Annotated in this window: 9 protein-coding genes; 2 read left to right on the forward strand and 7 right to left on the reverse strand. The window is 63.1% G+C overall.

Annotated features, from left to right (window positions below; all coding sequences use genetic code 11):
• Positions 1 to 71 precede the first annotated feature (71 nt).
• The gene (locus tag PFEN_RS27755) at positions 72 to 767 is read left to right on the forward strand and encodes a hypothetical protein (RefSeq protein ID WP_191489775.1); all 696 of its coding nucleotides are present in this window, start codon (positions 72 to 74) and stop codon (positions 765 to 767) included.
• Between the two features lie 27 nt (positions 768 to 794).
• On the opposite strand, the gene azu is transcribed toward PFEN_RS27755, so the two are convergent.
• A complete protein-coding gene (azu, locus tag PFEN_RS27760; protein ID WP_191489776.1) occupies positions 795 to 1241 on the reverse strand; it encodes an azurin in 447 nt (148 codons plus the stop codon).
• A 427-nt stretch (positions 1242 to 1668) separates the two neighbouring features.
• Between azu and PFEN_RS27765 the strand changes: the two genes are divergently transcribed.
• A complete protein-coding gene (locus tag PFEN_RS27765) occupies positions 1669 to 1845 on the forward strand; it encodes a hypothetical protein (RefSeq protein ID WP_191489777.1) in 177 nt (58 codons plus the stop codon).
• Positions 1846 to 2069: 224 nt separating this feature from the next.
• On the opposite strand, the gene PFEN_RS27770 is transcribed toward PFEN_RS27765, so the two are convergent.
• The 6 genes from PFEN_RS27770 to PFEN_RS27795 form a co-directional block, all read right to left on the reverse strand.
• Entirely contained in the window at positions 2070 to 2981 is a 912-nt protein-coding gene (locus PFEN_RS27770; RefSeq protein WP_191489778.1) for a transglutaminase family protein, read from the reverse strand.
• Positions 2981 to 5464: a circularly permuted type 2 ATP-grasp protein gene (locus PFEN_RS27775; protein ID WP_191489779.1), complete on the reverse strand. Its 2484-nt coding sequence runs from the start codon at positions 5462 to 5464 to the stop codon at positions 2981 to 2983. Before PFEN_RS27775 ends, PFEN_RS27770 begins: the two co-directional genes overlap by 1 nt.
• 87 nt (positions 5465 to 5551) lie before the next feature.
• The gene (locus PFEN_RS27780; protein WP_191489780.1) at positions 5552 to 8827 is read right to left on the reverse strand and encodes a DUF2126 domain-containing protein; all 3276 of its coding nucleotides are present in this window, start codon (positions 8825 to 8827) and stop codon (positions 5552 to 5554) included.
• Positions 8828 to 9009: 182 nt separating this feature from the next.
• A complete protein-coding gene (locus PFEN_RS27785; RefSeq protein WP_191489781.1) occupies positions 9010 to 9468 on the reverse strand; it encodes a hypothetical protein in 459 nt (152 codons plus the stop codon).
• Positions 9468 to 10388, reverse strand: a complete 921-nt coding sequence (locus tag PFEN_RS27790) for an NAD synthetase (RefSeq protein WP_191489782.1) — start codon at positions 10386 to 10388, stop codon at positions 9468 to 9470. Before PFEN_RS27790 ends, PFEN_RS27785 begins: the two co-directional genes overlap by 1 nt.
• A 346-nt stretch (positions 10389 to 10734) precedes the next feature.
• Positions 10735 to 13035 carry a YgiQ family radical SAM protein gene (locus PFEN_RS27795; protein ID WP_191489783.1) on the reverse strand — a complete coding sequence of 767 codons (2301 nt, stop codon included), beginning with the start codon at positions 13033 to 13035 and terminating at the stop codon, positions 10735 to 10737.
• Positions 13036 to 13144 lie beyond the last annotated feature (109 nt).

A 13144-nucleotide genomic window follows, 5' to 3' on the forward strand; every position in this document is an offset into this window, starting at 1 on the left:
GTAACGCTTGAGGCAGCATCGGGTACTGGGCAGTCTTCGCCGCATCTTGTTGTTGGCAGGGACCCCAGCCGATGTTGCTCAATCGCAAATACCCAAAGTTGCAAGCGCAACCCGTACTTCGATCGCCCTGGTCCTTTCCGCTGCTCGGAGCCCTCGGGGTCATCTGCTGGGTCGCCACCGCCGCCAGCCCTTCCGACAAGCCGACCGCCGGCCACCCCAGCACCGCGCATTTTTCGCTGATCACCCAGATGCCAGCGCGAACGGCCTTGCAGGCCAGCGCACACTACATCCCGAAGGCCAGCCAGGCCGACTGCCCCTATCAACCCACGGTGCTGCACTTCAATACCGCATTCGCGCAAACGCCCCACAGCACCGACTTCAAGGTTCCGCTGGGCTACGAGCTGCCTGACTGCAAACTGTACCTGAGCGAGGTGAGCTTCGAGACCGAGGCGCTGTACGGACCTGACAACCTGAATCGCAGCATCACCCATAGCGGCTCGATTGCCGTGCGCGACAACCTGCGCCCGGGTGTGTCGGGTTTTCCAAGCTCGGGGGAAAAACAGTATGAGGGTTTGTGCGATTGGGAGATCACCGACCCCGATGCACGCTTTGGACCGGGACAGGTCCTCACCTGCCACGCGATGGACGATCAGGGCCGCGTGATGGGTGGCAATCGCAAGCCCTCCAAGCTCGGGGGAACCCTGAGCCTGGAGGACCTGCAAGGCAAACGTATTCGCCTGAATCTGAAGATGAAGGACCAACCCTGATCGCCGCGATCAGGGCCGCTGTGCGAGTTACTTGAGCTCGACCTCGCCCTTCATCATCGAGTTGTGGCCGGGGAAAGAGCAAAAGAACGCGTACTTCTCACCGGCCGCCAGCTTCGACACATCGAAGGTGACCGAATCCTTTTCGCCGGCACCAATAATCTTGGTATGGGCGATGACGCGGGTATCACCGTCCTTCAAGTAATTCTTGTCGATCCCGGCCGCCATGCCGTCAGTCGCGATCCCGGCCATGTCGGAGGCCTTGCTCAGCACCCAGTTATGGCCCATGACGTTCTTCGGCAGGCTGCCGGAATGCGTCAGGTTCACGGTAAAGGTCTTGCAGCTCTTGTCGATGCTGATTTCCTTGACGGTGTAGGACATCTGATCGGTAGAGTCGACATCGATCTTGCATTCGGCGGCAAGCAACTGACCACTGGCGAGGGCCAACAGGGATACCGCGACAACTTTGGCGAACATGGTGAATCTCCAAGGCAGGGTATGAAAATCCGGGGATCAAATGGCAAGACTGCCAGAAGTAAAGGACAGTCCTCCTGATCTGAGTCAAGAACAAGAAATTGTATACAATCCCAAGCTATCGCTTCGATGCACACAATCAACCAGCCAGACGAGCCGGCGCCCCCTAACATTAGACCGTTCTCAGCCAACGGAGCGTCTACCATGTCTATTAACAGCTTGTTGCAAAGCTTGCTCGCCGCTTATGCCTGTGGGGCCAGCGGTACCTGTGAAACGCCCTCGCGCGAGGTTTAACGCTTGGAGAGTCGCCGGCCAGCCTTTACCCTGGGGTCAAGCTTGCTCGCTAAAAACCATTGTTTCGTGTGCTGCGCCACGAACACAGGCAGAATACGCGCCGCTCAACCTCACCTTCGACCCCAGAGGATCGCCCATGGCCAAACCCAATTATTCCTTCGCCAAACGTCAGCGCGACCTGGCCAAAGAGCAGAAGAAAGAGGAAAAGCTGCAACGCAAGAAAACCACCGCCGAGGAAGAGGCCGCGGCGCTGTTGAACCCGGAAGCGGAAAGCGAAGAAAGCGAGGCGCCGGATTCAACGCCGAACGCTTGATCGACGGATTGCACTGAAACCTGTGGCGTCCTCACGGGCCTCTTCGCGGCGGTGCGGCGATCCGACAAGCTCCGCTCCCACAGTGTCCGTGTCTGACCACGGATTGGCGGCGCGACACAAAACACCCGTGGGAGCGGAGCTTGGTCCGGGCGGCGTTCCGACGAAGCTTTTGGCGGTCTTGAGGGCCCCATCGTCGGCAAGCCTCCCACAGGGTTGTGTTCGGCTTAGCTGGCGGGCCGTCCCACATCCCCCATCGGCATCACCGTCACCTGTACTTCCGGGTCATGGCTACCGCCTCCCAGGATCACCCCGCGCAACGGCGACACATCGGAAAAATCCCGGCCCCAGGCCAGGGTGATGTGCTCCAGGGCCGGCTGTACGTTGTTGGTCGGATCGAAATCCACCCAGCCCGATACCGGGCAAAACACTGAGACCCAGGCGTGAGAAGCATCGGCGCCAATCAAGCGCGGCTGCCCGGGCGGCGGCTGGGTCAGCAGATAACCACTGACATAGCGCGCCGCCAGGCCCCGTGAGCGCAGGCAGGCAAGCATCAGGTGGGCGAAGTCCTGGCAGACCCCGCGTCGCCGTTCCAGCACCTCCACCAGCGGCGTGGCGACCTGGGTCGCCTCGGCATCGAAGGTGAACTCGCGGAAAATCTTCTCCATCAACGCCTGGGCCCCAACCAGCAAGGGACGCCCGACAGGGAAACAACTTTCGGAAAACTCGACGAAGCTTTTCTTCAAATGCACGTAGGGCGATTCGAAGCGATACCGGCAAGCCTCGAGGATCTGCGCGGTCAACGCCTGGCCGCTGTAGGTCAGCGCGCTGCGGGTGGCATCCCAGGCCGTGGACAGGTTGAAATCCACCGGCGGCCGCGCCAGCACTTCGACATTCAGCCAGGCATTGACCTGCAGCTCGTCATGAGGCCGCTCGAATGCCAGTCGGGTCAACGGATTGCCGAATACATCCCGTTCATCGCGGCGACTGGTCGGCTCGGGGCTGATCTGCAACATCTGCTCGCTGCACACTTGCCAGTCACACGGCCGCGGCCACAGGTGGGCGAGCTGCTGGGCCAGGGACACCGGGCTGTCGTAGTGGTAGTGGGTATCGTGGAAAATCTGGTAGAGGGCACTCATCACACGGACACCGTCTGCTGGCTGACATCGTCGACATGGGCAAAATGCCGCAAGGCCAGGCGATCGGAGACCTGGCCGCTGGCATCGGCGACCTCTTGCAACAAATCCGCCAGACCGTCGAGCACATCGCGCACCCCGGTATCGCCAAACAAGGCGCTTTCCAGATTGCCCAGATCGAAGCGCCCCAGGCGCTCGACCAACAGGTTCAGCCCCAACTCGCGCGGGACGCCAAAGTCATCGTTCAAACGGCGCAAGGTGCGGCTCACCAGCTTCAGTTGGAACAGCACGGCATGGGGGTTCTGCTCATCCAGCAGCAACAGGTCGAGCACCGGGATCAATTGCGGCACCGCCAGGTAGCGCGAGCGATAGGTGATGCTGCTGTTACCCAGTTCCAGCAGCCACGCCAGCCCGGCCTGATCGAACACCGCGATGCCGCGCAGGAAGGCGGCCAGGCTGCTGCTGAGAAATTGCAGGCGCTCGATGCGCCGACCGATCATCAGGAAACGCCAGCCCTCGTCGCGAGTCATGTCGTCCAGGGCGAAGCCGGACAAGGCCGCCAGGGACATCACCAGGCGGTTGAGGAAATCCAGCAGTTCGCCAAAGTCAGGGGCTTCGCTTTCCAGGCTCAAGGCCTCGCGTTGCAGCTCCACCAGCGCTTGCCAGTTCTCCCGCGACAGCTTGCCACGCACCTGGGACGCCGCCCACTGCAAGCGCTGCAGGTTGGATCGCAGGCTGAACGGCCAATCGTCGCCGAGCAGGGCCGCCAGCAGGCGCTCGGGCAGTTCGCCTTCGTCCGGCAGCAGCATCAGGCTTTCGCCGAGGTCCACCGCCGCCTGCAGGGCCTGGGGATCGTCACCGTCAACATAACGGGCGAGCATGATCCGAAACAAGCGCGCACTGTCATCGCAGCGCTCGCAGTAGCGGCCGAACCAGAACAGGTTTTCCACCACCCGCGACGGCAGGTAGGGATCCCGGCGCACCAGGTCACGTACCCCGAGGGAACGCTGGGTGCGCCAATGTTCGCCGCTGGGCATGCGCTCGCTGAGCACCCAGGTGTCCTTGCTCGCGCCGCCGCGCTGCATCGACACCACCTCGGCGTCGGCCTCGGCGGCCACCCGCGTCAGGCCGCCGGGCAACACCCGATAACCGTCGGCGCTGGCCACGGCATACACCCGCATGCCGATGGCCCGGGGTTGCAGGGCGCCCTCTTCGTGCCAGACCGGCGCCTGGGACAGTTGCGCCAGCTCCTGGGCGACATAGGCGTAGGGGCGCGCACGGATGCGCTCGGCCAGGGCCCGGCGTTGTTCGTCATTGAGGTCGCGGCCGAATACCGGGATAAAACTCTGCGACGGAAACGCCGGCTTGATCAGCAGTTCCGGCAGTTTTTCCAGCGCCTGGGCCAGCACCGGCGGCTCACCGCACCACCAGGTGGCAATGGACGGCAGGATCAGCTCTTCGCCGAACAGGTGCTGGTTGATCTTCGGCAGGAAGCCCAGCAGGCCAGGCGACTCCAGCACGCCGCTGCCCAGGGCATTGGCCACCAGCACCCGCCCTTGGCGCACTGCCTCCAACAGGCCGGGCACGCCCAGGGCCGAGTCGGTACGCAGTTCCAGCGGATCGCAGAAGTCGTCGTCGAGCCGACGCATGATCGCGTGCACCCGCTGCAAGCCACTCAGGGTCTTGAGGTAGACCGTGGCGTCGCGCACCGTCAGGTCGCCACCTTCCACCAGCGGATAGCCCAGTTGGCGGGCCAGGTAGAGGTGTTCGAAATAGCTTTCGTTGAAGCGCCCCGGGGTCAGCAACACCACCAGCGGCGCCTCGGCCTCGCTCGGGGCCTGGCGCACCAGGGTTTCCTGCAGGGTGCGGAAGAACCCGGCCAGGTGATGCACTCGCAAGTCGCGGTACAGGTCGGGAAAGGCCCGCGACACGATGGTGCGGTTTTCCAGGGCATAACCGGCCCCGGACGGCGCCTGGGTCCGGTCCGCCGTGACCCACCAGCGGCCATCCGGCGTGCGCGCCAGATCCACCGCGAACAGGTGCAGGAAGGTCCCGGCCGGCGGCTGGATGCCCTGGCAGGGCCAGAGGAAATTATTGTGGCCGAAGACCAGTTCGGCGGGCAGCAGGCCGTCGCGAATCAGGGTCTGCGGACCATAGAGATCGGCCAGCACCGCATTCAGCAACCGCGCGCGCTGGGCAATCCCCGCCGCCACCCGCTGCCATTCATCGGCGGGGATGATATGCGGCAGCAGATCGAGTTCCCAGGGCCGATCCGCGCCCTTGGGGTCGGCGTAGACGTTGTAGGTCACGCCATTTTCCTGGATTTGCCGGGCCAGCAGGGCCTGGCGCTGGGCCAACTGTGCCGGCGTGCTGCGCTGCAACTGGTCGAACAGCGGCCGCCAATGCGCGCGCACGGCGCCGCTGTCGTCCAGCAGTTCGTGATAGGTCCCCGCTGTCAGCGGGTAGCGGTCAAGCAGGTCGGGCATGGAAAGCTCGGCAGACGGCAAGGGCAATCAGGTTAACGCAGACAGATGACGCACGGATACGCGAAAACTCCGTGCGCCCTGTCAGCTTTATGTATGTCGCAGGTCCAACGTCATCGGCAGTTCGTCGTTGATCTTCAATGTCGGAACCGGCAACGTGCCCGGGCTGTGGCCAAGGCGGAAGAACCGCGCCATGCGCCGGCTTTCCGCTTCGTTGGCGTTGACCGGCAAGGTCTCGTAGTTGCGCCCGCCCGGGTGGGCGACATGGTACTGGCAACCGCCGAGGGAGCGCTGCATCCAGGTGTCGAGCAGGTCGAACACCAGCGGCGCATGGACCGGGATGGTCGGTTGCAGGCAGTTGGCCGGTTGCCAGGCGCGATAACGCACGCCGGCGACGAATTCGCCGACCCGCCCGGTGGCTTGCAGCGGGACCGCCACGCCATTGCAGGTCAGCAGGTAGCGTTGCGGCGCCAGGCCCGTCAGCTTGACTTGCAAGCGCTCCAGGGACGAATCCACGTAGCGCACCGTGCCGCCGACCGCGCCCTCCTCGCCCAGTACGTGCCAGGGTTCGAGGGCCTGGCGTACTTCGAGCTCGATGCCATTGACCGCGTAGTCGCCGACTTTCGGGAAGCGGAACTCCAGGTGCGCGGCGAACCACTCGGCGCGCAGCGGATAGCCGGCGGCGTTGAGGTCGACGATGACATCGGCGAAGTCCTGCTCGATAAAATGCGGCAACAGGAAACGGTCGTGCAGCTCCGTGCCCCAGCGCGCCAGCTTGGGCGGGGCATAGGGCTCGCGCCAGAACCGCGCCACCAGCGCCCGCAACAGCAGTTGCTGGGTCAGGCTCATGCGCGCATGCGGCGGCATTTCAAAGGCCCGCAGTTCCAGCAGGCCGAGACGCCCGGTGGCACCGTCCGGCGAATACAGCTTGTCGATGCAGAACTCGGCGCGGTGGGTGTTGCCGGTCACGTCGATCAGCAGGTTGCGCAACAGGCGATCCACCAACCAGGGCGGACACTCCTGGCCCGGTGGCGGCATCTGCGCGAAGGCGATTTCCAGCTCGTACAGCGAGTCGTTGCGCGCCTCATCCACCCGTGGAGCCTGGGAGGTCGGGCCGATAAACAGCCCGGAGAACAGGTACGACAGCGACGGATGGTTATGCCAATAGCTGATCAGGCTGCGCAGCAAATCGGGACGCCGCAGGAACGGCGAGTCCGCCGGCGTTGCGCCGCCAAGGACGAAATGGTTGCCACCGCCGGTGCCGGTGTGGCGCCCGTCGATCATGAATTTCTCGGTGGTCAGACGGGTCTGGCGCGCTTCCTCATAGAGGAACTCGGTGCGCTCCACCAGTTCATCCCAACTGGCGGAAGGCTGCACATTGACCTCGATCACGCCCGGGTCCGGGGTGATCCGGAAATTCGCCAGGCGCGGATCGTGGGGTGGCTCGTAGCCTTCCAGCAATACCGGGCAATGCAACTCCTCGGCGCTGGCTTCGATGGCGCTGACCAGCTCCAGATAGTCTTCAACCCGTTCCAATGGCGGCATGAACAGATACAGGCGCCCACCGCGCGCTTCCGCGCACAAGGCGGTGCGGGTCAGCCAGGACGCCGACTCATCGATCTGCGGCAGCCGCTCTTCGCTCACCACGGGTTCGCCGTGATGCTTGAGTGCGGCGGTGTCCGGCAACCCGGGAAAGTCCTGGTTCGGATCGGTCGGGTGCACGAACGGATATTCCGCCGCCGTCACCCAAGGTTGGGACGCCAGCGGCAGACGGTAACCCAGCGGCGAGTCCCCCGGTACCAGCCGGCAATGACTGTCACGCAGGTACCAGCGCCCGCTCTGCCAACGGTCATTGGCGGCGGTGCGGGCCAGCGGCAGTACCTGGCCGATGACCTTGTCCAGGCCTTGGGAGAACACCTTGCGCAGCCGTGCGCGCTCCAGTTCGTCGCCCAGGCGCGGGTCTTCGGCCGTGACGTTGATCGGCAACTGCCCCTCGCGCCACAGGTAGTAGAAATTATCCTCGTAGGCCGGGAAGACAAAGCGCGCCGGCAGTTTCAGACGTTCGGCGACACTCGCCAGAAAACGCCCGGCCATTTCGCCGTCGGCACCGTAATCCTCCTGCTCATCGGCGATCAGCGCGCTGTTGTGCCAGATCGGCACGCCGTCGCGGCGCCAGTAGCTATTGAGCGACCAGCGCGGCAGTTGCTCGCCCGGGTACCACTTGCCCTGGCCAAAATGCACCAGGCCCTGCGGGGCATAACGCTTGCGCATGCGCTGGAACAGCTCGGCGGACAAGCGACGTTTGTCCGGCCCGAGGGCCGCGGTGTTCCATTCGGCACCGTCCGGGTCGTCGATGGAGACGAAGGTCGGCTCGCCGCCCATGGTCAGGCGCACATCGCCTTCGAGCAGGTCGGTGTCGATCTGCCGGCCCAAGGCCTGGATCGCCAGCCATTGCTCCTCGGTGTAGGGTTTGGTGACACGGGGCGCCTCCCAGATCCGCTCCACCGACATTTCGTGGCTGAACTCGCATTCGCAGGGCTCCACCAAACCGCTGATCGGCGCCGCAGACGAGGGATCGGGGCTGCAGGCCAAGGGAATATGCCCTTCGCCGGCGAACAACCCGGAGGTGGCGTCCAGGCCGATCCAGCCGGCTCCCGGCAAATAGACTTCGCACCAGGCGTGCAGGTCGGTGAAATCGACCTCGGTGCCGGAGGGGCCGTCGAGGGCTTTCACATCGGCGGTGAGCTGGATCAGGTAGCCGGAGACGAAGCGTGCCGCCAACCCGAGGTGGCGTAGCAACTGCACCAGCAGCCAGGCCGAGTCGCGGCACGAGCCGGAGGCGTTGTCGAGGGTCTGCTCCGGTGTCTGCACGCCGGGCTCCATGCGGATCAGGTAGCCGATGTCTTCGCTCAGGCGCTGGTTGAGGGCGACCAGGAAGTCCACGCTGGGCAGCGGCGTGCGATCAATGCCGTCCAGATAGGCCTGGAACCTGGGCGTCAGCGGCAGCTTTTCCAGGTAGGGCGACAGCTCGTGCTTTTCATCGGCGGCGTAGGTAAACGGGATTTTCTCGGCGTAGGGTTCGAGGAAAAAGTCGAACGGATTGAACACCGCCATCTCGGCGACCAGGTCGACCTCGATGCGCAGTTCCGCGGTTTTTTCCGGGAACACCAAGCGTGCCAGGTAGTTGCCCTGGGGATCCTGTTGCCAATTGATGAAATGCTGTTCGGGCTGGACCTTCAGCGCATAGGACAGAATCCGCGTGCGGCTGTGGGGCGCCGGACGCAGGCGAACGATCTGCGGACCGAGCTCGATGGCGCGTTCATAGCGGTAGTGCGTGACATGGTGCAATGCGACATGGATCGACACGGCGTGCCTCCTGCGAGCCTGGGCTTATACCTGTGCGCGCAAGACTTATGCCATTTGGCCAAGCCCTGCGCTTTCGGCGTGAGTCGTGCTCGCTCAGCTAAGCACAGCACCAGAATGGCGCCAGCTTGAGGGCGTAGTGCAGAGAGTCGCACAGAAAGGGGGCGAATGTTCGAGCGCCGTCGTCAGCGCGTTTTGCGCCGGGCCTTCAGGGCATTTTTCAGGGCTTCGCGCTGGTGACGAATGTCGACGAGCTTGCTGCGCATTTCGCGGTGGCGTTTGCTGTTGAGCAGCAACAGTCCCAATAGCGGAAACAGCAAAGCCAGTGCATAGATGACTTTATGCGGACTATCCTCGATGGTCGGCAATACGCCCAACAGGCACACAACCAGCACCCCGACCAATCCCCACACCCATTGTGGCCTGCCGCGCACCAGCATGAAATTGCAGTGCACCACGACCATTGTGACCGCCGCGCCCCCCACCACCGACCAAGTGGCTTGCTCGCCGAGCGAGGCCCCGGCGAAATAGGACGCCGCCACCAAGGGGATCGCGCAGGCCAATGAGAACAGCGCCGCGAAAATACCGCCGATAAAGGTCGGAAAATAACGCGATAGAAAACGCGGCAGGCTCAGGTCGTCCATCACTCCTCCAGCTCTTCGTACAAACCAACCGCGATGGTTTTGACATTACCCGACAAACCGCTGCCGAACAGGCCAATCGCCGCACTCAGGGAGTCCTTGATCTGGGTAACAGTGGCGTGTTTCAGTTGGGTCGGAGTGAAGCGCTTGGGCAGCTCTCCAGCCAATTGCTTGAGTTTGAGCATCTTCGGTGTCAGCCGCGGATCGTTGATGCTGAGCAACTCTTTGGTCAGCTTCGACCTTTCCTGACGCGTCAGTCCGCGCAGCACTTCACGCAGACTTTTACCCGTCGTGGCCTTGGCCACCTTCACCAGTTTTATAGTGGTCAAGGTGGAAGCCCCGACACCCAGCAGAGAGGCCGCGTCCAGGCCGATCGAGGCGTATTGGTACCACTCTTCACTGTCCAGCTTGTCGTTGAACGACGGGTTGGCCACTTCCGCCACCGTTCGGATGCTCCCGGCGAAACACTGCACCGAACTGGCGGCCGCGGCGGTATAACCCAGAACCACAACCACCGAACTGGCCCCGGCACTGAAAGGAACCGCAACCGAGCCACTGAGCACGACAATCCAGCCCAGTACCGCTCCGGCGCAGGACAAGGTGGTATTGATCGCTTCCCCGACCAAGCGTGACTCACGTGGATTGTCCTGCACCTGCTGGGCGAATTGCACCGGCGCGATGTACTTCTGCGCCTCGCGCAGGATGATGCGCTTGGGCTGGATGCTGCAGATCGGTTGGAATTCGCGCAGGGTCACGACATTGAAGTCGGCGTCGATATAGACCACCCCGGCCCCGACTATGCCTGGGTCGGCGTCAATCGCCGCAAAGAGTCGCGGCAGGTTGATCTGGCTTTCAATGCGTTGGCGGGCGAGGAATTGCGAGGGGCTGGAATCCATGCCGATGCCAGGGAGCGGGTTGCTCACGGGTGTTCATCCTTGAGAAGACTTGCGTCGGGTGACGTGGGAATCGCGCCACCTTAACAAAGGACTCGGGGTCCCACTAGAACGCAAAAGGCCATCATTCAAGCGGCAATCAATCCCTTGCGGGAGCTTGGCCTGTCGGAAACGCCGCACCGCCGCGCTCGGCTGCGCGGCAGTCGCAAAACCGGCATCCTCGGCCGCCCGGATACACCGGGCTCGCCGGTTTCAGGGCCGCTTCGCAGCCCAGCGCGGGCAAGCCCGCTCGCCACAAACCTCAGCCCGGCTTGCGATCGTTTTCAACCGACGGGCATTGAGCCAAGCACATCAGCCAGGGCAGTCCAGGTTGCAATCAGCGCGGCACCACCGGTTTGCGGGTCGGCTTCTTGCCTTTGCCCTTGGCCGCATCGGCGCGTTCCTTGGCCGCCTGCTTGTTACGGGCAAACGCGGCGGCCTTGGCCTGTTCGCGTTTGTCCCAGGCATTGCCGCCGTCGCTGCCACGCGGCGGCAGACCGGTGTGCTGGGTAAGGATCTTGGTGGTTTCCTTGCCCACCTTGTGGCTGCCGGCTGGTGTCGAGTTCTTGCGGCAAGCGCTCTGGTAGCCGTCGGTCGCCGGCTGGTGCAGCGGGATCAATTGGTCCTTGCCCGGCCCGATCAGATCGCCACGGCCCATGCGCAGCAAGGCCTCACGCAGCATCGGCCAGCCCTTCGGATCGTGGTAGCGCAGGAACGCCTTGTGCAAGCGGCGCTGCTCCTCGCTCTTGACGATGGTCACCGCGTCACTCTTGTAGGTGACCTTGCGCAACGGGTTCTTGCCCGAGTGGTACATGGCCGTGGCGGTGGCCATCGGCGAGGGGTAGAACGCCTGTACCTGGTCGGCCCGGAAGCCGTTACCCTTGAGCCACAGCGCCAGGTTCATCATGTCTTCGTCGGTGGTGCCCGGATGCGCGGCAATGAAGTACGGAATCAGGTACTGCTCTTTCCCGGCTTCCTTGGAGTACTTCTCGAACATGCGCTTGAACTTGTCATAGCTGCCAATGCCCGGTTTCATCATCTGGTTGAGCGGACCTTCCTCGGTATGCTCCGGGGCGATCTTCAGGTAGCCACCGACGTGATGGGTCACCAGTTCCTTGACGTACTCCGGCGACTCGACCGCGAGGTCGTAACGCAAGCCGGAAGCGATCAGGATCTTCTTCACGCCCGGCAAGGCGCGGGCACTGCGATAGAGTTGAATCAGCGACGAGTGGTCGGTGTTCAGGTTCGGGCAGATCCCCGGGAACACGCACGACGGCTTGCGGCACGCGGATTCGATTTCCGGGCTCTTGCAGGCGATGCGGTACATGTTCGCGGTCGGGCCGCCAAGGTCGGAAATCACCCCGGTAAAGCCCGGCACCTTGTCGCGGATCTCTTCGATCTCGCGAATGATCGACTCTTCCGAACGGTTCTGGATGATCCGCCCTTCGTGCTCGGTGATGGAGCAGAAGGTGCAGCCGCCGAAGCAGCCGCGCATGATGTTCACCGAGAAACGGATCATCTCGTAGGCCGGGATCTTCTCCTTGCCATACACCGGGTGCGGGATGCGCTGATAAGGCATGCCGAACACGTAGTCCATTTCCTCGGTAGTCATCGGAATGGGCGGTGGATTGAACCAGACGTCTACCTCACCATGCTTCTGCACCAGCGCACGGGCGTTGCCAGGGTTGGTTTCCAGGTGCAACACGCGGTTGGCGTGGGCATACAAAACCGCATCGCCACGCACCTTTTCCGCCGACGGCAGGCGGATCACGGTCTTGTCACGGGTCATCTTCGGGCTGACCAGGATCTGCACGACCTTGGCTTCCTCGGGATCTTCCAGCGGCCCTTTTTCCTGCTCGATGGCGCAGGCCTGGGTGTCCTGGGTGTTCACGTAGGGGTTGATGATCTTGTCGATCTTGCCCGGACGGTCGATGCGCGTGGAGTCGACTTCGTACCAACCTTCAGGCGTGTCGCGACGGATGAACGCGGTGCCGCGTACATCGGTGATGTCTTCGATCTTGTGGCCATAGGACAGGCGCTGGGCGACCTCGACAATCGCCCGCTCGGCGTTGCCGTAGAGCAGGATGTCGGCACAGGCGTCGATCAGGATCGAGTTGCGCACGCGGTCCTGCCAGTAATCGTAGTGGGCGATCCGGCGCAGCGAGGCCTCGATGCCGCCGAGCACGATCGGTACATGCTTGTAGGCTTCCTTGCAGCGCTGGCTGTAGACCAGGCTGGCGCGGTCCGGACGCTTGCCGGCCAGGCCGCCCGGCGTATAGGCGTCGTCGGAGCGGATTTTCTTGTCGGCGGTGTAGCGGTTGATCATCGAGTCCATGTTGCCGGCCGCGACACCGAAGAACAGGTTCGGCTCGCCGAGCTTCATGAAGTCGTCCTTGGACTGCCAGTTCGGCTGGGCAATGATCCCGACGCGAAAGCCCTGGGACTCCAGCAGCCGGCCGATGATCGCCATGCCGAAGGACGGATGGTCAACGTAGGCGTCACCGGTGACGATGATGATGTCGCAGGAATCCCAGCCAAGCTGATCCATCTCTTCCCGGCTCATGGGCAGGAAGGGCGCGGGCCCGAAACATTCGGCCCAGTACTTGGGATAGTCAAATAACGGCTTGGCTGCTTGCATGGCGATGACCGGTGTCGAGATGAAAATTCGCGGGCGCGGAATATAGCACAAATTTTGATCAAGTCCGACGATAACAGTTGGTTTTACCCACGCCAATCTCTCGAACGCA

It is taken from the genome of Pseudomonas sp. FEN (assembly GCF_904067045.1).
In the GTDB taxonomy this organism is placed as follows: domain Bacteria; phylum Pseudomonadota; class Gammaproteobacteria; order Pseudomonadales; family Pseudomonadaceae; genus Aquipseudomonas.

Excerpts from the sequence above, each read along its gene's own strand:
- PFEN_RS27755 (WP_191489775.1), top strand. The coding sequence starts at position 72 with ATGTTGCTCAATCGCAAATACCCAAAGTTGCAAGCGCAACCCGTACTT.
- azu (WP_191489776.1), bottom strand. The coding sequence starts at position 1,241 with ATGTTCGCCAAAGTTGTCGCGGTATCCCTGTTGGCCCTCGCCAGTGGT.
- PFEN_RS27765 (WP_191489777.1), top strand. The coding sequence starts at position 1,669 with ATGGCCAAACCCAATTATTCCTTCGCCAAACGTCAGCGCGACCTGGCC.
- PFEN_RS27770 (WP_191489778.1), bottom strand. The coding sequence starts at position 2,981 with ATGAGTGCCCTCTACCAGATTTTCCACGATACCCACTACCACTACGAC.
- PFEN_RS27775 (WP_191489779.1), bottom strand. The coding sequence starts at position 5,464 with ATGCCCGACCTGCTTGACCGCTACCCGCTGACAGCGGGGACCTATCAC.
- PFEN_RS27785 (WP_191489781.1), bottom strand. The coding sequence starts at position 9,468 with ATGGACGACCTGAGCCTGCCGCGTTTTCTATCGCGTTATTTTCCGACC.
- PFEN_RS27795 (WP_191489783.1), bottom strand. The coding sequence starts at position 13,035 with ATGCAAGCAGCCAAGCCGTTATTTGACTATCCCAAGTACTGGGCCGAA.